General features: G+C 56.8%; 28 protein-coding genes. 12 read left to right on the top strand and 16 right to left on the bottom strand.

All coding sequences use genetic code 11. The annotated features are described in order from the left end of the window. Window positions 1-53: 53 nt before the first annotated feature. The 10 genes from EYC82_RS08215 to EYC82_RS08170 form a co-directional block, all read right to left on the bottom strand. Window positions 54-323, bottom strand: coding sequence for an HPr family phosphocarrier protein (locus EYC82_RS08215; RefSeq protein WP_279249056.1), 270 nt, complete (start codon window positions 321-323; stop codon window positions 54-56). 11 nt (window positions 324-334) lie between these two features. Next, entirely contained in the window at window positions 335-1,189 is an 855-nt protein-coding gene (gene rapZ / locus EYC82_RS08210; protein WP_279249055.1) for an RNase adapter RapZ, read from the bottom strand. Next, complete coding sequence (locus tag EYC82_RS08205; RefSeq protein WP_279249054.1) at window positions 1,186-1,650, bottom strand: PTS sugar transporter subunit IIA; 465 nt, start codon at window positions 1,648-1,650, stop codon at window positions 1,186-1,188. Before EYC82_RS08205 ends, rapZ begins: the two co-directional genes overlap by 4 nt. 10 nt (window positions 1,651-1,660) lie before the next feature. Beyond that, window positions 1,661-1,948, bottom strand: coding sequence for a ribosome hibernation-promoting factor, HPF/YfiA family (gene hpf, locus EYC82_RS08200; protein ID WP_279249053.1), 288 nt, complete (start codon window positions 1,946-1,948; stop codon window positions 1,661-1,663). Window positions 1,949-2,010: 62 nt separating this feature from the next. Next, on the bottom strand, window positions 2,011-3,546 hold the full coding sequence (locus tag EYC82_RS08195) for an RNA polymerase factor sigma-54 (RefSeq protein WP_279249052.1): 1,536 nt from the start codon (window positions 3,544-3,546) through the stop codon (window positions 2,011-2,013). 211 nt (window positions 3,547-3,757) lie between these two features. Further along, a complete protein-coding gene (gene lptB, locus EYC82_RS08190) occupies window positions 3,758-4,483 on the bottom strand; it encodes an LPS export ABC transporter ATP-binding protein (RefSeq protein ID WP_279249051.1) in 726 nt (241 codons plus the stop codon). Further along, window positions 4,461-5,195 (bottom strand): lipopolysaccharide transport periplasmic protein LptA, encoded by a 735-nt coding sequence (lptA, locus tag EYC82_RS08185; protein WP_279249050.1) that lies wholly within the window; start codon window positions 5,193-5,195, stop codon window positions 4,461-4,463. Before lptA ends, lptB begins: the two co-directional genes overlap by 23 nt. Before the next feature lie 13 nt (window positions 5,196-5,208). Beyond that, window positions 5,209-5,406 carry a hypothetical protein gene (locus tag EYC82_RS08180; RefSeq protein ID WP_279249049.1) on the bottom strand — a complete coding sequence of 66 codons (198 nt, stop codon included), beginning with the start codon at window positions 5,404-5,406 and terminating at the stop codon, window positions 5,209-5,211. A gap of 16 nt (window positions 5,407-5,422) precedes the next feature. Continuing rightward, window positions 5,423-6,403 carry a KpsF/GutQ family sugar-phosphate isomerase gene (locus EYC82_RS08175; RefSeq protein ID WP_279249048.1) on the bottom strand — a complete coding sequence of 327 codons (981 nt, stop codon included), beginning with the start codon at window positions 6,401-6,403 and terminating at the stop codon, window positions 5,423-5,425. 14 nt (window positions 6,404-6,417) lie between these two features. Further along, window positions 6,418-7,392, bottom strand: coding sequence for a calcium/sodium antiporter (locus tag EYC82_RS08170; protein WP_279250668.1), 975 nt, complete (start codon window positions 7,390-7,392; stop codon window positions 6,418-6,420). A 175-nt stretch (window positions 7,393-7,567) separates the two neighbouring features. Between EYC82_RS08170 and EYC82_RS08165 the strand changes: the two genes are divergently transcribed. The 4 genes from EYC82_RS08165 to hisD all read left to right on the top strand — a co-directional run bounded on the left by EYC82_RS08165 (window position 7,568) and on the right by hisD (window position 10,622). Beyond that, a complete protein-coding gene (locus EYC82_RS08165) occupies window positions 7,568-8,257 on the top strand; it encodes an MlaC/ttg2D family ABC transporter substrate-binding protein (RefSeq protein WP_279249047.1) in 690 nt (229 codons plus the stop codon). 101 nt (window positions 8,258-8,358) lie between these two features. Beyond that, window positions 8,359-8,598 carry a BolA family protein gene (locus tag EYC82_RS08160; protein WP_279249046.1) on the top strand — a complete coding sequence of 80 codons (240 nt, stop codon included), beginning with the start codon at window positions 8,359-8,361 and terminating at the stop codon, window positions 8,596-8,598. 79 nt (window positions 8,599-8,677) lie between these two features. Next, window positions 8,678-9,313 carry an ATP phosphoribosyltransferase gene (gene hisG / locus EYC82_RS08155; RefSeq protein ID WP_279249045.1) on the top strand — a complete coding sequence of 212 codons (636 nt, stop codon included), beginning with the start codon at window positions 8,678-8,680 and terminating at the stop codon, window positions 9,311-9,313. Between the two features lies 1 nt (window position 9,314). Beyond that, entirely contained in the window at window positions 9,315-10,622 is a 1,308-nt protein-coding gene (gene hisD / locus EYC82_RS08150) for a histidinol dehydrogenase (protein WP_279249044.1), read from the top strand. 64 nt (window positions 10,623-10,686) lie between these two features. Here hisD and EYC82_RS08145 read toward each other — a convergent pair whose 3' ends face one another. Continuing rightward, a complete protein-coding gene (locus EYC82_RS08145; protein WP_279249043.1) occupies window positions 10,687-11,772 on the bottom strand; it encodes a S1C family serine protease in 1,086 nt (361 codons plus the stop codon). 93 nt (window positions 11,773-11,865) lie between these two features. Between EYC82_RS08145 and EYC82_RS08140 the strand changes: the two genes are divergently transcribed. After that, window positions 11,866-12,633, top strand: coding sequence for a Nif3-like dinuclear metal center hexameric protein (locus EYC82_RS08140; protein WP_279249042.1), 768 nt, complete (start codon window positions 11,866-11,868; stop codon window positions 12,631-12,633). A gap of 5 nt (window positions 12,634-12,638) precedes the next feature. Here the strand turns inward: EYC82_RS08140 and EYC82_RS08135 are convergent, their stop codons facing one another. Then, a complete protein-coding gene (locus EYC82_RS08135; protein WP_279249041.1) occupies window positions 12,639-13,115 on the bottom strand; it encodes a Z-ring associated ZapG family protein in 477 nt (158 codons plus the stop codon). 206 nt (window positions 13,116-13,321) lie between these two features. Between EYC82_RS08135 and zapE the strand changes: the two genes are divergently transcribed. The 7 genes from zapE to EYC82_RS08100 all read left to right on the top strand — a co-directional run bounded on the left by zapE (window position 13,322) and on the right by EYC82_RS08100 (window position 19,465). Continuing rightward, window positions 13,322-14,422: a cell division protein ZapE gene (gene zapE / locus EYC82_RS08130; RefSeq protein WP_279249040.1), complete on the top strand. Its 1,101-nt coding sequence runs from the start codon at window positions 13,322-13,324 to the stop codon at window positions 14,420-14,422. Between the two features lie 162 nt (window positions 14,423-14,584). Next, window positions 14,585-15,013: a 50S ribosomal protein L13 gene (rplM, locus tag EYC82_RS08125; RefSeq protein ID WP_279249039.1), complete on the top strand. Its 429-nt coding sequence runs from the start codon at window positions 14,585-14,587 to the stop codon at window positions 15,011-15,013. A 14-nt stretch (window positions 15,014-15,027) separates the two neighbouring features. Further along, a complete protein-coding gene (rpsI, locus tag EYC82_RS08120; RefSeq protein WP_279249038.1) occupies window positions 15,028-15,420 on the top strand; it encodes a 30S ribosomal protein S9 in 393 nt (130 codons plus the stop codon). Between the two features lie 267 nt (window positions 15,421-15,687). Further along, window positions 15,688-16,299, top strand: coding sequence for a ubiquinol-cytochrome c reductase iron-sulfur subunit (gene petA / locus EYC82_RS08115; RefSeq protein WP_279249037.1), 612 nt, complete (start codon window positions 15,688-15,690; stop codon window positions 16,297-16,299). Continuing rightward, entirely contained in the window at window positions 16,299-18,341 is a 2,043-nt protein-coding gene (locus tag EYC82_RS08110; protein WP_279249036.1) for a ubiquinol-cytochrome c reductase, read from the top strand. Before petA ends, EYC82_RS08110 begins: the two co-directional genes overlap by 1 nt. Window positions 18,342-18,412: 71 nt before the next feature. Further along, complete coding sequence (locus tag EYC82_RS08105) at window positions 18,413-19,045, top strand: glutathione S-transferase N-terminal domain-containing protein (protein ID WP_279249035.1); 633 nt, start codon at window positions 18,413-18,415, stop codon at window positions 19,043-19,045. Window positions 19,046-19,081: 36 nt separating this feature from the next. After that, window positions 19,082-19,465, top strand: coding sequence for a ClpXP protease specificity-enhancing factor (locus tag EYC82_RS08100; RefSeq protein ID WP_279249034.1), 384 nt, complete (start codon window positions 19,082-19,084; stop codon window positions 19,463-19,465). 7 nt (window positions 19,466-19,472) lie between these two features. On the opposite strand, the gene EYC82_RS08095 is transcribed toward EYC82_RS08100, so the two are convergent. Genes EYC82_RS08095 through EYC82_RS08080 form a run of 4 tightly spaced genes read right to left on the bottom strand, consistent with a single transcriptional unit; the run spans window position 19,473 to window position 22,871 of the window. Then, the gene (locus EYC82_RS08095; RefSeq protein ID WP_279249033.1) at window positions 19,473-20,042 is read right to left on the bottom strand and encodes a BON domain-containing protein; all 570 of its coding nucleotides are present in this window, start codon (window positions 20,040-20,042) and stop codon (window positions 19,473-19,475) included. Next, window positions 20,039-20,644, bottom strand: coding sequence for a D-sedoheptulose-7-phosphate isomerase (locus tag EYC82_RS08090; protein WP_279249032.1), 606 nt, complete (start codon window positions 20,642-20,644; stop codon window positions 20,039-20,041). Before EYC82_RS08090 ends, EYC82_RS08095 begins: the two co-directional genes overlap by 4 nt. Before the next feature lie 2 nt (window positions 20,645-20,646). Beyond that, window positions 20,647-21,027, bottom strand: a complete 381-nt coding sequence (locus EYC82_RS08085; RefSeq protein ID WP_279249031.1) for a YraN family protein — start codon at window positions 21,025-21,027, stop codon at window positions 20,647-20,649. A gap of 38 nt (window positions 21,028-21,065) precedes the next feature. Then, a complete protein-coding gene (locus tag EYC82_RS08080) occupies window positions 21,066-22,871 on the bottom strand; it encodes a penicillin-binding protein activator (protein ID WP_279249030.1) in 1,806 nt (601 codons plus the stop codon). Between the last annotated feature and the right edge of the window lie 24 nt (window positions 22,872-22,895).

Here is a 22,895-nt window from a genome sequence, read left to right as displayed (position 1 = left end):
TGACAGTGCGCAAATGACAGCTTGTAAAAACTAGCGGCGGGCTTGGGTGAGTTCTATTCGGACTCATCAAAAAAATTATCGATCAGGGCCTGCAGGGCACCGCGAGCGACCTCCTCGTCGTCGCCTTCTATCTCGATATCCAGCACGGTTCCCTTGCCGGCGGCCAGCATCATGACCGACATGATGCTTTTACCGTCGATCATCTCGCCGTCCTTGCCAATTTTTATATGGCTGGAGAACGATGATGTGCATGCCACCAGCTTGGCTGCTGCTCTGGCATGCAGTCCGAGTTTATTAATGATTGTTACCTGGGTCTGGATCACGGGCTGACCTATTATTGTAGTTCCCTGTGCCTGACATGGATGTCTGGGTATTGCTGCCGGTAGTGAGTGTAGAGTCGGTTCGCCAGATATACTGACCGATGTTGGCCGCCGGTACAACCCAGAGAGATATTCATATAGCTGCGATTGCCCTGGGCATAGTGCGGCAGCCATTGATCAAGGTAGTGACGTAGATCGCTGTAAAATTCGCCTGTCATTGGCTGGGTGTCCATGAATTCCTGCACTTCGGCGTCGAGTCCGGTTTTTAGTCGCAGCTCCTTAACCCAGTGGGGGTTAGGCAGCATCCTTACGTCGAAGACCAGGTCGGCATCGGCTGGAATGCCCCGCTTAAAACCAAATGACTGTACCAATAGGGACATGCTCCCCGAAGTGGTCCCGAGCAGGCGTTGTTTAATCGCATCGCGCAGTTCGTAGATTGTCATCTGGCTGGTATCAAGCACCAGAGACGCAGTAGTAGAGATGGGTTCGAGCAGCTTGCGCTCTTTATCGATAGCTTCGGCCAGGGGTATGGATTGGGTGCTAAGCGGGTGTCTGCGACGGGTCTCGCCAAAGCGCTGCAACAGGGTGACCTCCTGTGCGTTGAGAAACAGAACCTGGGTCTGAACCGATGACGGCAGTGATGCCAGTATGGCGCCAAAATCGCGCAGGTCTTTCCAGGCGTTGCGTGCGTCAATGCATACCGCGGTGCCGCTGAACAGCTCGAACTCCTCGCCGCTGGTTTTCTTTACCAGCGCGGGCAGCAGTGAAGCAGGCAGGTTATCTATACAGTAAAACCCCTCGTCCTCCAGCTGGTTGAGCGCTGTACTCTTGCCCGAACCGGAACGACCACTGATGATAATCAGTCTCACGCAGTTTTTGCCTGATGGCAGATGAGTTCGTACAGTGCACGACTGCTTCCGGCGCTGCGCAGTTTTTCGCAGAAGCTTGGCACACTGAACAATTGTGCTATGGCCGCCAGAATATCGAGGTGCTGTTGGTGTGCCTCTTCCGGGACCAGCAACGTAAACAGCAGGTCGACCGGCATGTCGTCGGGGGCATCGAAGGGAATCGGCTCCTCGAGACTGATGAGAACGCCGACCGGTGTCGTGCAGCGGCTCACACGGCTGTGGGGAATGGCAATGCCGCCCCCCACCGCGGTGCTGCCGAGCTTCTCTCGGGCGATAAGCCTGTCGAGAACATCGTCATAGGACATTGATCGCTGGTCGTTGCAAACGATTTTGGCGATATTTTCAAACAGTCTTTTCTTGCTGACACTCGGTACACAGCAAACGGTGCGCTCTTGTGTCAGGATCTCGCTTATTGTCGACATAGTCGCGGAATCAATGCCCCCGGTGCTTTTGTTTATGCTTGATGAGCTGGCGATCAAGTTTATCCGCCAGAGCGTCTATGGCGGCATACATGTCCTCGGATTCTGCGTGTGCGAACAGGTCGGCGCCGGCGATATGCACAGTCGCCTCGGCTTTCTGCACCATTTTTTCGACACTGAGAATGACATGAGTCGTCGTGATCTGATCAAAGTGCCGCTGCAGTCGTTCCAGTTTGCTTTCTACATAGGATTTCAGTGAAGAGGATATTTCGAGATGGTGACCGGTGATGTTCAGTTGCATAAAAAACTCTCTTTTGCAGATGGATGGGCAAGACCCGACGCCGGGAGGGCCCTGTATTTAGTTTAGACTAACCTTTTTCGCTCGTTGGACGGAGGAATGAACAGTGTGTCCCTGTACTTGGCAATGGTGCGTCTCGCAACCTCGATACCCTGTTCCTGCAGTAGCAAGGTGATCTTGTTGTCGCTCAGGGGACGCTTGGGATTCTCCGCTGCCACCAGCTTTTTGATCAGTGCCCGTATTGCCGTAGAGGAGCACTCGCCGCCAGCAGTGGTTGCTACATGGCTGGAGAAAAAATATTTCAGTTCGAAAATGCCGCGGGGTGTATGCATGTATTTGTTGGTCGTGGCCCGGGACACCGTAGATTCATGCATATCGACGGCCTCTGCAATGTCGTGCAGAACGAGAGGTTTCATCGCTTCGGCGCCGTATTCGAGAAAGTTGCGCTGGTGCTCTACAATTTTACTGGAGACTTTCATCAGGGTCTCGTTACGGCTGTTCAGGCTCTTGAGAAACCAGCGTGCTTCCTGCAGGTTATCGCGTAAGTAGGTATTGTCAGGGCTGTTGTCTGCGCGTCTGATCAGGCTCGCATAATTGCTGTTGATACGCAATTTTGGTGCAATATCGGGGTTCAATTCGACTACCCAGCGGCCACCGTTCTTGCTGACAAAGACATCGGGTACGACATACTCAACCGCTTCCGGCACGGCGGTGAGACCCGGGTTCGGGTTTAGTGACTGAATGAGGGCCATGACCGCTTTCAGTTCGTGTTCTTTGAGGCGGGTGCGCCGCAGGATCTGGGCAAAATCACTGGTGCCCAGCTGGGGCAGGTAGCGGCTGATGACGAGTTTTGCTTGCTTCAGCCACTCGGTATCGGCGGGGAGCTGATCCAGCTGGATCAGCAGGCACTCCTGTAAGTCTCTGGCGCACATGCCGGCGGGCTCGAATTGCTGCAGGCGATGCAGTACGGCGACTACTTCGTCCTCCTCAATCTCAAGGTCTTGCGATAGCGACTCGTGAATCGACTCGACGCTGCTTAGCAAACGCCCGTTGGCGTCGGTATCGTCGATAACCGCCAGGGCAATGAGCCTGTCAGTGTCGGAGAGGCGAGTCAGGCCGAGTTGCCACAGCAGTTTTTCGCGCAGTGATTCGCTCGGTGTATTGCGGCCTGCCATGTCACCGTCAAAGCCGTCATCTGGCGGAGGTGCTGAGGCCGAGGCGGAAGGGAGCAGGTCGTCCCACTGTGCGTCCACCGGCAGGTCCTCGGGTAGAGTGCCGGCGTCGGTTTGTTCAGCGACACTCCATTCGGTAGTCTCTTCGAGGTCGCCTTTTTCAGCGGTGTCAGTGCCATCCGACTCGAGAGTGTGCTGCGACGCATCCGGCGCTTCGTTGTCGACGGGCTGTTCCGCGCTATCGGCTGGTGTGTCGGAGGTGTCGCTGCCGTCATCCTCTGAGACATCCAGCAGCGGATTACTGTCCAGTGCCTCCTGTATCTCGTGTTGTAGGTCCAGCGTGGACAGCTGCAGTAGTCGGATAGCCTGCTGCAACTGCGGCGTCATCGTCAGCTGCTGGCCCATTTTGAGCTGTAGTGATTGCTTCATGAAAAGCCCGCTTGTCGCATGTCTCCTGCTGGCAATAGTGTCGTGCAGTCAGTATTCAGTTGGAGTGTAGCCCTCGCTGGCCAGCGCTTGCAACAATTGTGGCGTGAATTTTGCTAGGAGTAGCGGTGAGCCGAGGGAAATACTGCCCGGATTTGTGAGGCGCTCTGCAATTGCGAGCTTTACCAAGGGGTGTTGCGGCCCTTTGATGCGGTTACATCTGGAACTGGTCACCCAGATAAATCTGCCGCACGTGCTCATTGTCCAGGACGTCCTGGGCGGTGCCCGACGCGATGATTCTACCCTCGCCGGCGATATAGGCTTTTTCACAGATATCCAGCGTGTCGCGGACATTGTGGTCTGTGATGAGGATGCCGATGCCCCGCGCGCGCAGGTGATTAATGATTTGTTTGATGTCGCTGACGGAAATTGGGTCGACGCCGGCAAAGGGCTCGTCGAGCATCATGAAATCAGGCTCGGTGGCCAGCGCTCGGGCGATTTCAATACGCCGCCTTTCCCCGCCTGACAGGGCCTGGCCGAGGCTGTCGCGCAGATGTTGTACATTGAACTCTTCCAGCAGCTCATCCCGACGTTCGAGGCGTTGTTTTTTGTTGAGGTCGCGTCGGGTCTGCAAAATGGCGAGGATGTTGTCGCCCACCGTCAACTTGCGAAAAATCGATGCTTCCTGAGGCAGGTAACCAATGCCGCGGCGAGCGCGCTGGTGCATATTCAGGCCGGTAATATCGGCGCCGTTCACACTGATACTGCCCTTGTCGGCCGGTATGATGCCGATGATCATGTAGAAGCAAGTCGTTTTCCCCGCGCCATTGGGGCCCAGCAAGCCGACGATCTGGCCACTGTCGACCGCCAGCGAGACATCGTGGATAACGTCCCGCCCCCGGTAGCTCTTTGCCAGATTACTCGCCTTGAGTTGGGCCACTGTCTTTATCTTCCCGCTGGGTATTGCCGGGCTCTGTCTGCGCCGTCGCATCTATTCCGGGCTCATTCGTGGCGGAGGCCTCGACATCTAATGTGGATACTGAATCTGTGATGCCGTTGTTCGCAGACTCACGGTCATCTTCCGTGCCCGGTTGCACACTGGGGGGGATAACCACCACGACACGCTCGTTCTGGTTGGTCTTATCAGATTCTGCGGTGATTACCTGCTTGGTAATGAAGTAGTCAATTGCATCACCCTCAACCACGGCACCTTCCTGTTCGATGCGTGCCTCCGTTTGCAGGTTCACGCGATCCTCGCTTTTGTAATAGGTGATGACGTGCCCATGCGCGTGGACGATAGCCTTATTGATGTCTGGCTGTTGCCGCATTTTTGCAGGCTGGCCCTCGGCGATGATTTTATCGGCCGTATCGGTCGTGTGATAAATCGTGAGTTTGTCAGCATCGAGCTCCATGCTGCCCTGGACCAGGTGGACACTGCCGCTGTAGACCGTGACGCCCTCTACCTCATCGCGCAGTGCCTTGTCCGCTGTGATGTGTATCGGCTGCTCCCTGTCATCCGGCAGTGCTGCCGCGCTCGGAGTGATCAGAAACAGCGGTGCCAGCAGTGTCGTCACAGCACACCTGAGTGCGATGCGCTGATGTCGCCTGTAGTGCAGCAATCGCGACGGTGTCTTTTTTTTCACTGCCTTCATGAACTGAACTCTGCTAGTCAAAACGATCGGTGATGATAGCGGGTTTGACCCCTGCCTTGTTTACGAGTTGTAACCCCGGGCCATCTTTGATGTCAAAGACTTTGAGCTCTTCTCTCGTTTCTCCGCAATAGATCTGTCTATTGGCTAGTACGCCGTCCACATCCATTACCAGCCGCTGAATGGTTGCGGCGCGGCTTTGGGGAGAGGACATTCGATCTGCTACCGCGTCAGGCAATGCCCGCATGCAGCAGGTCCTTCAGGTGCACCACGCCGGTCGCTGCCTCATTTTCGTCGAGAACGACGAGGGCGCTGATCTCGTGTTCCTCCATAATACGCATGGCGGCAGCGGCCAACATATCTCCAGTCACGCTCTTCGCTTCGCTGCTCACCAGCTGCCCGATAGCGGTCGCGTTAATATCGGTACGCGCATCGATAGCGCGACGCAGGTCGCCGTCGGTGAATACGCCTATGAGCTTCCCGCGAGCGTCCGCGACCGTTGTCATGCCCATGCCCTTGGTGCTGATTTCCAGCAGGGCTTCTGACAGGAGCACGTCTTCGTAAACAACCGGGATATCATCTCCCGACTTCATCACATCCTGTACCTTCAGCAGCAGCTTGCGGCCGAGTGTTCCACCGGGGTGCGAAAAGGCAAAATCGTCAGCGGTAAAGCCGCGGGCTTCCAACAGGGCAATGGCCAGCGCGTCGCCCATAACCAATGCAGTGGTGGTACTGGAAGTGGGCGCTAGGTCCAGCGGGCAGGCCTCGGTTTCTACGCCGGTATTCAGGTGAACCTCAGAAGCCTGAGCCAGTGGTGATGCGGGGTTGCCGGTCATGCTGATCAGCGGAATGCCCATACGTTGCATGAGGGGCATCAGGGTCATCACCTCCGGAACCGAACCACTGTTGGAGAGTGCGATGACGGCATCCTCGGGCGTGATCATGCCCATGTCGCCATGGCTGGCCTCACCGGGGTGGACAAAAAACGCAGGCGAGCCTGTGCTGGCCAGTGTCGCGGCAATTTTCCGCGCGATGTGCCCCGATTTTCCCATGCCAGTGACGATAATCCGGCCACGCGTCTCTAGCAGTAACTCACAGGCGCGATCAAAGTCTTGCCCGATCCGTTCTTCGAGTTGCGACACGGCTGCCGCCTCCAGACGAATCGTGCGGCGGGCGGAATCGGTGTAGTTCATGGAGCTCTGCTCCGACATAAAGTGTTCCAACGCTAGGTGGTGACGTGTAGAGCGTAATAATACAGGGCATAGAAAGAGACTAACAGCGCGCCCAGTATGCGCCCTAGATATGAATGACCGGGGGAGGATTTCTGACGCCTGCGGCTGATGAAGATTGCGATGCCCAAAAACAGGGTCAGTAAGGTCATGGTGAAGTAATCCCGGGTGATGACCGACGGATCAAGAGTGCGCGTTGCCACGATGCCCGGAATTGCCATGACTGCCAGCAGGTTGAACAGGTTGGATCCGATGATGTTACCCAGCGCGATTTCGGTATGGCCGCGCATGGCGCTCGCGATAGTGGCGGCGAGTTCAGGCAGGCTGGTGCCGATGGCGACGATGGTCAGGCCAATGACGAGTTCCGACACGCCCAGTGCCTCTGCGGCGAGAACGGCGCCTGCCACGAGGATCTTGGAGCTGGTAACAAGCAGTGCCAGCCCCAGCAGAAAACTGAGCCAGGCTTTTTTCGGGGTCAGGGCTGTCTCCGTTTCATCCTCGGCCTCTTCCCGCAGGTTGCCACCCTTGTATTGTTTGCGCAGGAGGAAGCCGATGATGACGACCAACAGAAAGATCATCAGCCAGCCGTTGCCGGGGGATAGTCCGTAGTCAATGATTAAAAGGCCCACGAACAAGGTCGCCAGCAAAAGAATGGGGTACTCGGTTTTCATGCACCGCTCGTGCACCATGAAAGGAGCGACCAGCAGCGTCACGCCGAGCACCAGTGCGATATTGGCGATATTCGAGCCGATGGCATTGCCAATGGCAAGTTCACCTGCGTCGGATAAAGAGGCGGTGATAGCGACCAGAATTTCAGGTGCTGAGGTGCCGATGGATACGATGGTCAGGCCGATGATAATGGGCGACATGCCCATGTTTTTGGCGATAGAGGCTGCGCCGGCGACAAACAGGTCAGCGCTCCATATCAGCACGATGAAGCCCACCAGGATCATAGCCGTGGCTATCAGCATGCGGGCCAATTTCCTGTTAAAGTAGGCGCCGCCGGGCAGTAGGGAACTGCGAGGCCGCGTTGGGTGTCTGAGTAATAGGGCAGCATGGTTGCGGGGTCTGGTTATGTTCGAGGCCCGATTATACAGGCCATTACGTGCCATGATGGTAGCAAATTTATAGAAACGGAGAACAGGAATGTCACGACACTTTGGCAGGGCTCATTTGCTGGCCATCATTTGGTTGTTTTCGGCCGTTGCGCCGCACACTTACGCACAGGATTCTACGGCGTATGATCTTGTGAATACCACGACGATCGACGTTATGGCGGTTGTCGTGGATGCGGAGCCGTATGTCGATGAGGATCCGGAGCGTTACTACTCCCAGATTCAGGTGTTGCTGGATCCACTGGTGGATTTTCGCGGTTTTGCCCGCAAGGTGATGGGGCCCTACGCCAGCTCGGAGCGTTATCGGTCGCTGGATGAAGCGGGTCGCAGCCAGCTGAGAGACCAGCTGGATAGCTTTACCCAGGCTATGCGGACCTCGCTTGTGCGTACTTACAGCAAGGGTTTGTTGGCTTTCGGTGGCTCCGACATCGAATTGGAGCAGCCCGATGAGGATACCGCTGACAGTCAGCGTGTATCGCTGCGTCAGCTGGTTTACGCCGACCGGGATACGCCCTATGAAATTCAGTACCAGATGGGCCAGATGAAGTCTGGTGACTGGAAACTGATCAATGTCATTATCGAGAGCGTCAACTTAGGAGAGGTCTATCGGGATCAGTTCCTTGCGTCTGCCCGCGAGCATGAGGGCGACCTGAGTAAGGTCATAGACAGCTGGGTCGTGGTGGTGGTGGATGTAGATGCGGAGACTGAATCCGGGGAGTAACTGCCGGGCTGGTCGCTATCCTTACGTAATTCACCTAAAATGCGGCGTTTTTGGGTCGGCGTGCGGCGTGTTGCTTGCGCGCCTGGCACCGGGAGTGATGTATGGATGTCGATGCAGTCAAGGCTCTGCTTGAAGATCAACTACAGAATTGTGAGTTTCATGTGCAGGGGGAGGGCAGCCACTACAATATCGCCGCTATCGGTGATGTATTTGAGGGCTTGCGGCCGGTGCAGAAGCAGCAAGTGGTATATGCTGCGTTAAAAGACAGGATTGCCGACGGGTCTATCCACGCCGTGAATATCCGAACCTATACACCTGCCCAGTGGCGAGAGCAATCCTGACAAGGAACGACGACGGTCGATCATTCCGCGGTCGCAGGGGTGATGATGCGGGCCACAGCCGAACTGCACGGGTTTTAGCATGAGCGAACAACTAACAATCGCATTGACGAAGGGGCGCATCCTCAAGGAGACGCTGCCGATGCTCGCGCGGGCAGGTATCGAGCCGTTGGAGGATCTGTCATCCAGTCGCAAGCTGCTGTTTCAGACCAGTCGGGAAGATGTCCGGCTGGTTATACTGCGTGGCACCGATGTGCCGACCTATGTGCGTCATGGCGCAGCCCAGGTGGGTGTTGTCGGAAAAGATATCCTGATGGAGCAGGGTGCCGAGGGCCTTTATGAACCACTCGACCTGGGTATCGCCGAGTGTCGATTGATGACGGCGGCCAAAGTAGGCTGGATCCATGAGGGCTCCCGTGTCCGCGTGGCGACCAAGTTTGTGAACATCGCGCGCGACTATTTTTCTCGGCAGGGCATGCAGGTAGACCTCATCAAGCTTTACGGCGCGATGGAGCTCGCTCCGATTATGGATTTGGCGGATGTGATCGTAGACATAGTCGATACCGGTAATACCCTGCGCGCCAATGGCATGGAGCCCCTCGAGGAAATCGCGCGTATCAGCTCACGCCTGGTGGTAAATAAAGCCTCTTTGCGCTCCCGGCATGAGCAGATCACCGCCGTGGTGGATGCCCTCGCGGCGGTTGTGCAAGGGAACTGACATGCGACAACTCGATACGTCCGATGCGGACTTTGATGCCGCGCTCACGCGACTCACCTCCCGGGACGAGGTGGATGGCGCTAGCGTTGATGAAACGGTTGCCGCCATTATTGCCGATGTTGCCCGCCGGGGCGATGCTGCGGTGCTGGAGTACACAGCACGCTTTGATAATTTGCAGGTCGAGTCCGTTGCGACGCTGGAGGTGAGCCGGGAGCGAATGACGGAGGCCCTGTGCCATATCGATGTCGCTCAGCGAGAAGCCCTGGAGTACGCTGCGCAGAGAATCCGCGATTTTCATGAGCGCCAGCTGCAACAGAGCTGGCAGTATGAGGACGCACTGGGGAACGTGCTGGGCCAGCGTGTTACCGCATTGGCGCGTGTCGGCATTTATGTGCCCGGCGGTAAGGCCAGTTACCCCTCCTCCGTGCTGATGAATGCCCTGCCGGCAAAAGTGGCGGGGGTTGCGGAAGTTGTCATGGTCGTACCCGCCCCTGGGGGCGATGTTAGCGACCTGGTGTTGGCGGCGGCGGCGGTAGCAGGCGTCGACAGAGTGTTCACACTAGGGGGTGCACAGGCCATCGCGGCACTCGCGCTGGGTACCGAAACGCTGCCCGCAGTGGACAAAATTGTGGGCCCCGGCAATATTTATGTGGCCACGGCAAAGCGCCAGGTGTTTGGTCGCGTCGGTATTGATATGGAGGCGGGCCCTTCAGAAATCCTCATTATCGCTGACGGTCACACCGATCCAGACTGGGTGGTGATGGATTTGTTTTCCCAGGCTGAACATGATGAAAACGCCCAGTGCATCCTGCTCTGCCCCGACCACAAATACCTCGCTGCGGTGCGGGCGGGAATCGAGCGTCTGCTCCCTACCATGGAGCGGGCGGATATAATCGGCGTCTCGCTGAGAGCGCGCGGAGCCATGATTGTGACCCGTGATCTGGCGGAGGCGGCAGCGATCAGTAACTTGATTGCGCCGGAGCATCTCGAGCTGTCAGTCGAAGACCCGGAAGCCCTGCTGCCGCAGATAGAGCATGCCGGGGCTATTTTTATGGGGTCTTATACGTCCGAGGCGCTGGGCGATTACTGCGCCGGCCCTAATCACGTGTTGCCCACGGCGGGCGGGTCGCGCTTCAGTTCGCCTCTGGGTGTGTACGATTTCCAGAAGCGCAGTTCGTTGATCAGGTGCAGTGAGCAGGGTGTACAGGAGTTGGGTGCTATGGCGTCGGTGCTGGCCCGTGGCGAATCGCTCACGGCGCATGCCCGCAGTGCCGAGATGCGCCTGACGCACAAGAAGCCGGCGAAATAGCGCGCCCTGTCGTCTCCTATGGAGACACACCCGCGGTGGTCTGTCGGGTGCGGCTTTGCCATCACTACCTCGGCTGATTCAGCACACCCACTACGGCCTGCAGCTCCAGACTCTGGCGCTCCCGTTGCACGCTGATATCCACCGAGTCGCCCGGTTTGAGCATGGCTATGCGATGGCTGGTCAAGCGGGCGTCCCGCACCGGTTCGTTGTCGATATGCGTGATCAAATCTCCCGCCTGCATGCCGGCTTTTTGTGCGGGACTGTCCGGGGCGACCGAGGCGACCAACAGGGCCTGCGCCTGTTGATTCATCGCGACCGGTTCTGCGCTGACTCCAAGCCACCCGCGAATGACTGAGCCATACTGAATCAGGTCCTCCATCACGTAGAGGGCCTGATTGACCGGTATGGCCAGGCTGATACCGATGCCTGTAGACGTATTGCGAGTGCGGCCTTCGGCGGTGTAGATCAGCGTGTTAATCCCCAGTAGTCGGCCCTGAGAGTCGATCAATGCGCCGCCCGAGTTGCCCAAGTGAATTGCCGCGTCGGTCTGGATATAGTCTTCATAGATGTCGGACTGCAGGCCAAACCGGCCCAAAGCGGAAATAATGCCCTGGGATACGGTGTGCCTGAATCCCAGTGGATTGCCGATCGCTAACACGACATCGCCCACGCGAGCCATTTCGGCATCGCCCAGGTTGATGGCCTTCAAATCGGGCAGCTTTACCTGCAGCACGGCGAGATCAGTGGCCATATCAGTGCCGACGACGGAGGCGTTTGCGGTTCGCCCGTCATTGAGCATCACCTGTATGGCATCCGCGCCGTCTATGACATGATTATTGGTCAGAATATGCCCCTGCTCGGTCATTATGACGCCTGATCCAAGGGAGCGTTCTACGCGCCCGCGTCGGGAGGGGCGTAAACCAGACGGATTGAGGCGACGATCATGCAGCAGGGGGTTGCTACGCTGCCTTATCAGTTTGGCGGTGTAGATGTTTACCACGGCGGGAGCAGCGGCCTCCACGGCCGCAGAATAACTGACTGGCCCCGTCCAGGTGGGTGCGACGGGCAGGACCCAGCGATCCAGTATCAGGAGTGCTGCAAGCAGGCCGGCAATGGCTGGCCACAGAAAGTCTGTCAGTATCTGTTTCATGAAGGACCGGGTGAGGTTCGCACAGGCATTGTATAGTATAGCGAGCTGCGCATGCCACGCAGTCGCATCGTCAGCGCTATAACGGAAAAAACTATGAGCGTAGATCTCCGGGAGCTTCATCAGTATCTGGATCATTGCCTGCGGCCTGACCGGTTTCAGGATTACTGCCCCAATGGTCTGCAGGTTGAGGGTCGGCCTGTTGTGACCAGGCTCGTCACGGGAGTGACTGCCTGCCAAGATTTGATAGATGAGGCAGCGGCATGGGGTGCTGACGCCCTGCTGGTGCACCATGGGTACTTCTGGCGCTCCGAGGCGCCTGAGGTGGTGGGCATGAAGAAGCGTCGCCTCACGGCGCTGTTGCACCACGATATGAGCCTGCTGGCCTATCACCTGCCGCTGGATGCGCACCCGAGGATGGGTAACAACGCATGCCTTGGTCGACTTATGGGCATTGCCAATGAGGATCAGGAGCCATTGCAGCCGGGCGCGGTTGACAGTGTGGGTAATATCGCGACGCTTGCCCGCGCGGAAAGTGCGGGGGCGTTTGTCTCACGCGTAGAGGGTTTTACAGGCCGTCAGGCGTTGCACATTGGAGACGCTGCGGCACCGGTCCGGCGCATCGCGTGGTGCACGGGGGCTGCCCAGAGTTACCTTGAGGCTGCGGTAGCGGCGGGAGCAGACCTTTTCGTAACCGGTGAGGTGTCCGAGGCCACGGTGCACATTGCACGCGAAGAGGGTATTCATTTTGTCGCGGCGGGCCATCACGCCACGGAGCGCTACGGTGTACAGGCCGTGGGTGAACATTTGCAGGAGCACTTCGGTCTGCAACACCGGTTTATCGACATCGATAACCCGGTGTAGCGGGCTCAGCCGATTTTTTGGGGTTCGTCCTCACTGGCATCGCGCTCAAAGCCAAATTGTTCGTTGAGCATGCCTTTTTCATCAGGGGAGGTTTTGGGAGCGTAGTCCAAGGGAGGCTGTGTTGTCGCGAGCTTACCTGGTATCTCAGCGGCTTCGCCATTACTTCCGACTCGCTCGAGTGGCAGTGGGCCCGCGCCCTGACACAGACTGGATGCGCCCTGGGCGAGATGGTTGTGCACCTCCCGGTAGCTTTCCGTGAGTCCGTTTAGCATTTGCGCAGTCTGGGTAAAGTGTTCGACCACGTCATCCTCATAGGCTTTTTTGTCCTGCATCACCTGGTCAAGTTTTAGGGCCAACTCGCGATTTTTTTTCGCATCGTCAGTGGCGCTGCGACTGACCGCCCAACCAAGCAGTGCGCCAATGATCGTCATTGCAGCGCTCACAGCCAGCAGTATTTCCAGGCTGTATCCGGATGATTCCACAAACAGTTCCTCGCAGTTAATTATCAGCGCAGGCAGTATACCCCTATTGTTGTGCCGGCTGTAGCGCCGTGGCGATGGGTTTTCGTAAAACCGGCCGTGTCGATGCGCCTGCCAAGGCGTTGTGTGGGTTACGGCGTTGCAAACCACGGCTGCGGATGGTTAAAGTGTGCGGCCCGACGATACGTCCGAAACCGGATTTGCTCTACATGGATACTCCTTGGCAGCGCTACCAAGCTGACCTGAAACAGGACAATTTCTTGCACGACGCCGCGCAGGAAAACGCGGTGAGCTTGCTGGAGCGCCTTTACCAGCGGCTGCTGGCTGTGCCGGGCGAACGCCGGGGCGGCCTGCGCGGCTGGCTGCGCAGGTTACGCAATGAACCGGTCGAGCCGGTCACGGGCCTCTACCTGTGGGGAGGGGTGGGAAGGGGCAAGACCTACCTCATGGATACGTTTTTCGATTGCCTGCCCGTCGAGCGCAAGTTGCGAGTGCATTTTCACCGGTTCATGCAGCGCGTCCACGCCGATCTGGTCAAGCTAGAAGGCGAAAAAAACCCGCTCGATCTGGTAGCGGAGGGTCTCTCAGCAGAAGCCAGGGTGCTTTGCTTTGACGAGTTTTTCGTCACTGATATCGCTGACGCTATGATACTGGGTGAACTGATGAAAGCCCTTTTTGCCCGCGGCGTAACTCTGGTGGCGACCTCAAATATTGAGCCAGGGCAACTGTACAAGAACGGCCTTCAGCGACAACGTTTTCTGCCTGCGATCGATATGATCAACCGCTACACACAGGTAGTGAACGTAGATGCGGGAGTAGATTACCGGCTGCGCGCGCTGCAGCAAGCGCAGTTGTATCACTACCCGCTGGATAAAAAGGCGGAGCAAAGTTTGCGCGAGAGTTTTGATCGGTTGGCGCCGGATCGAGGAATGCACTGGGAGCGGCTCGAGGTCAACAAGCGCTACCTGACTACTCGCTGTCTGGCGAAGGATGCGGTCTGGTTTGAGTTTGCGGAGCTCTGTGATGGCCCTCGATCGCAGAATGATTACATCGAACTGGCGAAAGTTTTCCATACTGTCCTGATTTCCGGTGTGCCCGAATTCGATGCAGACAAGGATGACCAGGCGCGACGTTTTATCAATCTGGTCGATGAATTCTATGACCGCAATGTCAAATTGGTGCTGGCTGCCGCCATGCCCCTGCTGGAGTTATATGCGGGGGGCAAGCTTGAATTTGAGTTCCAGCGGACCATTTCCCGGCTGCAGGAGATGCAGTCATTTGAGTATCTCGCCCGGGAGCACCGGCCATAGCGTTGTGCCGGGGATTTTAGCAGTAGCAGGCCAGCCCGCAGGCGGCGGGGCTTTTCCGGGGTTGATCGGGCGAAAATATCTGTAACATTGGGTTGAAATAGTGGGGCCGTTTCAGTAGTATTCGCGCTCTTTATTTTGGACTCCTCCCAGAGGCGGATTCTCATGAAAACTTACAGCGCCAAAGCGGAAGAAGTGGCCCGCGACTGGTACGTGGTGGATGCCGCCGACATGACCTTGGGGCGGCTGGCGAGTGCCATCGCTCACCGGCTGCGCGGCAAGCACAAGGCGGAGTACACTCCCCACGTGGACACAGGCGATTACATCGTTGTGGTGAATGCTGAGAAAGTGAAGGTGACCGGCGCTAAAACCACCGATAAGATGTATCACCACCACACCGGCTATCCTGGTGGCCTGAAGTCTATTTCTTTCGAAAAATTGATCGACAAGGCCCCTGAACGCGTTATCCAAGGGGCAGTGAAGGGCATGTTGCCGCGTAACCCGCTGGGTCGCGCCATGTTCAAGAAGTTGAAGGTTTACGCCGGGAGCGAGCATCCGCACGCCGCCCAGCAGCCACAAGCATTGAATATCTAACGGACGCGCAGATTATGTCAGCTAGCGAATATTATGGAACCGGCCGTCGTAAAACCTCCACCGCGCGGGTATTCATGCGCAACGGGGCGGGTGATATCACGGTGAATAAGCGACCTCTGGATCAGTATTTTGGCCGAGAGGTGGCGCGTATGATCGTGCGTCAGCCACTCGAACTGGTTGAGTTGGCTGGAAAATTTGACATCAATGTCACTGTCGCCGGCGGTGGCAGCTTCGGGCAGGCGGGCGCTATTCGCCACGGCATCACCCGGGCATTGATGGAATATGATGAGTCCCTGCGCGGTACCCTGCGCAGCTCCGGTTATGTCACCCGGGATGCCCGCGAGGTAGAGCGTAAAAAAGTCGGTCTGCGCAAGGCTCGCAAGCGTCCCCAGTACTCCAAGCGCTAGGCGCGGGAGGCTCCCCTCGCTGCCGGTGGGGTATTCACACAGTCAAAAACGCCTGGATTGCAGTGCATCCGGGCGTTTTTTTAGCCGCCTCACAGGGCGCGTGCGGTCCCAGGCCAGATTCAGTATAGAACTTAGAAAATCCAGTGAAATCAAGGCAGTTTCCTTGTATCCGGCCGGCAAACTCATTACCATTTGCACCGTTTTCAATTCTGTATCGAAATGTCGGGCGATGGGTTTCGCGTCGTCGTTTAATCAGGGGAGTAGAGCATGAGTAGCGATAGCGCTGACGGCAGCGTCAACCGGACGAGGCGAACATTCCTTACTGCTGCGACCAGTGTGGTGGGCGTTGCCGGTGCCGTGGGCGTCATGACGCCGTTTGTTGGCTCCTGGAACCCGTCGGCCAAGGCAAAAGCCGCAGGCGCTCCGGTCAAGGTGGATATCGGCAAGCTTGAGCCGGGCCAGATGGTCGTTGAGGAGTGGCGCGGCAAGCCGGTCTACATATTGCACCGCACCGAGGCGCAACTGGCTGAACTGCCTCTGTTGAACAGCAGTCTCAAAGATCCGGATTCAACCATTGAGGGCTCTCAGCCCCCCTACATCAAGGGCGTAGACCGCTCGATCCGCCCCGAGATATTTGTCGTCATCGGATTGTGTACCCATCTCGGGTGCGCTCCGAAGTTTCGACCCGAAGTAGGTGTGACCGAATTTAATAGCGATTGGGGTGGCGGCTTTTTTTGCCCCTGCCACGGTTCGATGTTTGATCTTTCCGGCCGCGTATTTGCAGGCACCAGCCCGGCCTCGCAGAATCTGGTTGTGCCGCCTTATTCCTATGAAGATAAAAACGTGGTGGTGATTGGCGTTGGTGAGGAGGTAGCGTAATGATTGTTAGATTGCTTGTTGCCTTGCGCGACTGGGTGGATGCCCGACTGCCGATTGTGCGAGCCTGGAACACGCATATGGGCAAGTACTACGCGCCTAAAAACTTCAATTTCTTTTACTTTTTTGGTGTCCTTGCGTTGCTGGTATTGGTGAACCAGCTGTTAACCGGTATCTGGCTCACGATGAGCTACAACCCGTCTCAGGAAGGCGCGTTTGCGTCGGTTGAGTACATTATGCGGGATGTGGATTTCGGTTGGATCCTGCGTTACATGCACTCTACCGGCGCCTCGGCGTTTTTCCTGGTCATCTACCTGCACATGTTTCGGGCGCTATTGTATGGGTCATATAAGAAGCCGCGCGAGTTAATCTGGATTTTCGGCATGTTGATTTTTGTCGTGCTGATGGCAGAAGCCTTTGTGGGATACGTGCTTCCCTGGGGTCAGATGTCGTACTGGGGCGCGCAGGTGATTATCTCTCTGTTCGGGGCAATTCCCTATGTCGGTGAGGACATCGTTACCTGGATCCGCGGCGACTACCTGATATCCGGTATCACGCTCAACCGCTTCTTTGCGCTGCACGTGGTAGCCCTGCCAATCATCTTGTTGGCACTGGTGGTATTGCATCTACTCGCACTGCACGAAGTCGGCTCAAACAACCCTGATGGTGTTGAGATTAAGCAGACCAAGGATGACGAGGGCGTGCCGTTAGATGGCATAGCTTTCCATCCCTACTATACGGTGCATGACCTGCAAGCCGTCGGGGTATTCCTGTTCATTTTTTGCGGTATCATTTTCTTCATGCCGGAGATGGGCGGATATTTTCTGGAGTACGCTAATTTTGAAGAAGCGAACAACCTCAAAACGCCGGAACATATCGCGCCTGTCTGGTATTTCACGCCATTCTACTCGGTGCTGCGCGCGGTACCGGACAAGTTTTGGGGGTTTATTGCTTTTGCCGCATCCGTTGCGATTCCCTTCATACTGCCGTGGATAGATCGCAGCCCGGTGAAGTCGTGGCGCTATCGTGGCCCGATCACCAAGATTATGCTGACGGCGTTTGTGTCTTCGTTCCTGATTCTTGGTGTGCTCGGGGTCTGGGCGCCCACTGAAGGACGCACCATGTTGGCGCGCGTTTGCTCCATCATCTATTTTGGGTTCTTCCTGCTAATGCCATTCTGGTCTGCTTGGGACAAGACCAAGCCGGTGCCCGAGCGTGTGACCATGGATGGTGGGATCGGGTTCTGGGGCAGCATGGGGGCTTTGCTGTTGATTCTCGCTCTGACCGTCATTCCGCTGAAGGTGGTTGCGGCAGAATCTGCGTTTAAGTGCGGTTCTATGCCCTGTGATGAGTTTACCGCTGATGCATCCAACAAGGCGTCTCTGCAAAGTGGCGCGCAGATGTACATGAACTACTGCATGGGGTGCCACTCGCTGAAATACCAGCGCTATAACCGGGTCGCAGACGATCTTGGCATTCCGCAGGATCTCTTTATGGAGAACCTGGTGTTCGATCCCGATACCAAGTTCGGTGCATTGATGGAAAACAGTATGCGGACCAGTGATGCGAAGAGATGGTTTGGCGCTGTTCCGCCCGATCTGACGCTGGCGGCGCGCGCTCGTCAGCCGCAGTGGTTGTACACGTACTTGCGCACTTTTTACCGTGATGACAGCCGTCCCTATGGTGTTAACAATAGGGTATTCAAGGATGTCGGCATGCCCCATGTCCTGCTGGAATTGCAGGGCCTGCAGGAATGCGCGCCTGGTCCTGTACTCGCTGACAATGGCGGCATAAAACGAGACCCGGTAACCGGTGAGGATATTCTCGAGAATCCATGCGGTAATTTCCAGATTGCTGAACCGGGTACTATGACGCCCGATGAGTTCGATGGGGCGATCTACGATCTGGTAAACTTTCTGGCGTATTCGGCGGAGCCAATGGTGGCAGATCGGCATCGCATCGGCATCTACACTCTGCTGTTCATTGCTTTTTTCACGGTATTCGCCTGGTTGCTGAATCGCGAGTACTGGAAGGACGTGCACTAGCGCGTTTTTAGGCTGGCGCCTCTGGCACCGCCTGTACAATCTTTAATCATAAATAATTAGAGGAATCCCTGATGGGTGTAGTGACAAAGCGGTCTTCGATGACTTTTTTTTCAGACAGTACCAGTCACTACAGCCACAGGGTGCGTATCGTCCTGGCGGAAAAAGGTGTCACCGTTGATCTGGTCGATTCCGATGCAGCGCACCCCCCGGCCGAACTGGCAGACCTGAACCCCTACAATAGCCTGCCGACCCTGGTGGACCGTGATCTGGTGTTGTACGAGTCCAAGGTGATGATGGAGTATCTCGACGAGCGTTTCCCGCACCCGCCGTTGTTGCCTGTTTATCCGGTGGCCCGCGCGGAGAGTCGTCTGTATATACACCGTATTGAAAAAGACTGGGGCCATCTGGTTGATACCATACAGACTACGCGCAGCGACAATGTGGTGAAGAAATCGGTCAAGGAGTTACGCGAGAGCATTATGGGTATAGCTCCTATTTTTGCCGAGAAGCCGTTCTTCATGAGTGAGGAATTCACGCTCGTGGATTGCTGTATCGCGCCGATATTGTGGCGCCTGCCCGCTCTCGGCGTCGAGATGCGAGCCAGCAAACAGACCAAGCCCCTGTTGGCCTATATGGATAACCTGTTCAACAGGGAATCTTTTCAGGAGAGTCTGACCGAACAGGAAAGAGAAATGCGCCTCTAAACTCGCCTGTCGCCCCTAAGCGAAGAGCGCGCCCAGATGAATTCCAGCCGCCCCTATATCATGCGAGCGCTTTACGAGTGGATCGTAGATAATGAAATGACACCTTACGTGCTCGTTGACGCGGCTATAGACGGTGTAGTGGTGCCCCAGCAGTTTGTAAAAGATAACCAGATCGTGCTGAACATTTCTCCCGACGCGGTAGTGGAATTAAGTATTTCTAATGAATCAGTGTCATTTAACGGACGGTTTGGTGGTGTTGCAACAGACATTTTTGCGCCCGTTGCCGCGGTGGTAGGCATCTACGCGCGAGAAAACGGCCAGGGTATGGTGTTTGATCCAGAAGACAATCTCACGCCTCCCGACGATACCACTCCGACCCCGGATAAACCCGAGCGGCCCACTTTGAAGATCGTGAAATAGGCGGGCTTCAGTCGACGATCTCGAAGATCTTTACCACTCGCTTGACCCCTGAGTCGGCGGCTTTTTCTGCGACAAAATCTGCTTCTTTACGGGTCAGCATGCCCATCAGGTATACCACGCCATTTTCTGTTACCACCTTGACGCGTCCGCTTTCGATTTCTTCGCTGCCCATGAGTTTGGATTTGACCTTGGTTGTGATCCAGGCATCTTTCGTGCGCGTGGCTGCGCTGGTGGGCGGGCCTATCTCCAGCTCATTATAAATGCGCCGCACCTCGGCAACTTCGCGCACCACATTCGTCGCGCCGGACTTCAGCGCGGCTGTCTGTACCTGTCCAACCAGCAGGACATATCCGTTGTAGCTCACTACGGCGAAGTGGTCGTGGTGGTAGGCCTTGTTCTCCGCGTGTATGTTGACGGTCACTTTGGTCTCGATATTGTCGTCTTCGATGATCTGCGCCAGGGTGCGTTCCCCCGGGTTGTCCGCGATGGTGTCGACATTGATGCTCGAGAGAAGACTCCCGCAAGCGGTCATGCCAAGAACACACAGGATGGCAAGGGTAAAGCGTAGTGTCTTCATGCGTCATTCTCTTCGTAGGCGCCAAACAATTGGTTATCGATTAATTCACATAGGCAATGGATTGCCATGGTTTGTACCTCAAGGCAGCGGGCCCGGTCGGGCGCGTTGACGCGGAGGATGATGTCTTGCCGCGAAAGCACTGAAGCTAATGCCTCACCCCGGTTGTTCGTCAGTGCGACCACGGTCATATTTCTTTCCCTGGCAGCCTCCACCGCGCGCAGCAGGCCCGCCTCACCCCGTGCGGTATTGATACACAGCAGTACATCCCCGGGTTGTCCCAGCGCCTGCAGCTGGCGCGAGAAAATATCGTCGAAACCGTTAGACCCTGCAATAGCGGTCAGCCCGGCCAGTTCGGCGCCGAGGGCCATGGCGGGCAGGGCCGGCCTGTCAACGTGTAACCGATCCAGGAGATAACCGCTAAACAACTGTGCCAGCGCCGCGTCCACGCCGCTGCCGCAGCATACGATCTTGCGGTCATCGAGCAGGCTTTTGACCATGCAATCGGCCGCTTCGGCAAGTGGCGCCGCCAGCTCATCCACAGAAAGAGTGATCGTTTCAATGGTGTTTTGAAACCGTTCGGCAATAAAGTGATAGTGGTCCATTATTATTGGTAAGTGTTTCCCTGCTCGGCTGTAAAGGCGCCGCGAAACCAGTGAACCGGACGTCCAGCCTCTGATTGTCGCGGTTCGAAGGCGATCACGTCAAATCGACAGCGCCTGTCTTTACCTCTATTGTGCCGCTGCAAGTAGTGCTGCGCTGTCAAAATAAGGCGTCTCTGTTTCTTTTTGTCGACCGACTTGGCGGCGCCGCCGAAACGCCGATGGCTGCGGGCGCGTACCTCGACAAAAACCAGCACATCCCCTTCAGTTGCGATGATATCGATCTCACCCGTCCTCGCGCTGTAGTTGCGTTCGAGGATGGAAAGACCGTGGCATTGCAGCAGTCGTTCAGCCTGCTCTTCGAATGGCTGGCCCCGTAGATGCATCCATGCTCCGCGCGTTGTCCGATGTCATGACAGTGTAGCTAGGGGCGCTGTAGTTCGCTGCCATCAAAAATGGCCAATGACATTTCGCGTCTGATTATGAGGTCTGGACCCATGCGCAAGAGCCCTGTATCACCACGAAAAAGAGCGTCAGCGCCCGCTTGCAGTCGTTGGAAGTCGTTTTGCACCAGGAAGGCGTCAGCGCCAAGCGCGTGCAGTCGCGTGTAGTGGTCGCCGACTCCGCCGTCTGTAATGGCGGCGCGTAAGCCCGGGTTGGACCCCAGTAACCAGGGCATCTCTACCAGATAGAGCCCGTTCAGGTCCCGGTTACGCTCGTCAGGGGTGCCGCTGTAAACATTGGATAACGCAAACACCGGCAGGTCTCCGGCATAGTGGAACGCCAGTAATGGCTTTATGGAGCGAGCTTCTGAGTCGTTCTGGCTGAACAGGAAAACCACGTCGGCGTCTTGCCGTCGGCGCGGGGTAAACTCTGTGTCAGAGCCGAATATCGAGCGGATGCCCGCGGCGCGCTGTTCGCTGGCATCCAGCGACAGGGCTGTTTTAACGCTGTTGGAGTAGTCGTCATAACCATTGTAGGTTGCGTGGCTGCTGATGTTGCCCCCCAGTGCAGTCCAGTGCTCGCGCAATGCGATGCTCATCTTGTCGCCCCAGTCACCCGCTGGCGTGATGAGCAGTGCGTTACGAGCGCCTTTGCCGTAAGCAATGTTTGCCGCGCTGACGACCTCGTCCTCGGGCGAGAGAGACAGTTGCACCAGGGCGCTGCCCGCCGCAGGCAGTACCTGGTCAATCCGGTTGAGTGCCAACACGGGCACCGGGCGCTCCAGTCGCGTGCCGAGGTCGACTAGCGATTCCTTGCTCAATGGCCCCACTATCATGGTGGTGCCCTGGCTGACGGCCGCATCGTAGGCCGCACTCGCCGAGGCGTAAGCGGCGGTATCAAAGACCTCCAGATCGGCACTGCCGCGGCCCGTTGCGCCATGGGCGTAGTAGCCGGCCATGAAGCCATTGAGTACCGCTTTACCGGCAGGTGCCAGTGGACCGCTGATGGGCAATAGAAGTGCCACTTTGTCGCGTTGGCTGGATGGTTGAAACGAGTAGCCCATGCCGCCGGGCAGAGTGTTACCGGCGGGGTGGCCAGGGTGACTGTTGCGCCACTGCGTCAATGCGGCACTGGGGTCGTAGGTGTTATCACGTGACACGAGAGCCAGTTCCAGCCAGCCCTTGAAACGCGGATCGACCACCACTGCGCGCGCATTCAGCAGGGTGTCCTTGTCAGCTCGAGCCAGGTTCAGCCAGACGTTGCGCTGCCAGGCAGCGACGGTGTCCTGCGGCGCGAAGCGCATGATCTGGTCGGCCAGCTGCGCGCTGGCAAGGCTGTCGCCCTGCATTTCCAGTATGTAATGTTTGAAACTGAGTGCGCGGTATTGCAGTGCGGGATGTATGTCCATGAACAAAAGGTTATCGAGTAGAGCAATTGCCTGCGCTTGGTCCCCGTGGGTATAGGCGATGCGAGCCTCCAGGTAGGTCAGGTAGGCTTTGTCGTTGGTTGTCATGGCGCTTTGTGGCAGGGCTTGCAGCGTGACGTCGGCCTGTTGCCAGTCATGTGTTGCCAGGGACGCCTCCGCCTGGTTGAAAATATCGGTGTGCTGGCTTTTGGGCAGGGTGGAGGCGGTGTCCGGTTCGGGTTCGGGCAACTGTTCAAGCGGGGCCGTCGCCACCGGGGTGTCTTTTTCGGGCGCGCCAGCACAGCCCCAGAGAAACAGGCTGGTCCACATTATGAGCATGGCCCTGGTCAGGTTATTCGATCTGGAGTTTGATTCTCTCATGTTATGCTTCACCGACAAGTTGAT

The organism is Candidatus Marimicrobium litorale (assembly GCF_026262645.1).
Taxonomy (GTDB): domain Bacteria; phylum Pseudomonadota; class Gammaproteobacteria; order Pseudomonadales; family Halieaceae; genus Marimicrobium; species Marimicrobium litorale.
This window is presented reverse-complemented; position numbering and strand designations above follow the sequence as displayed.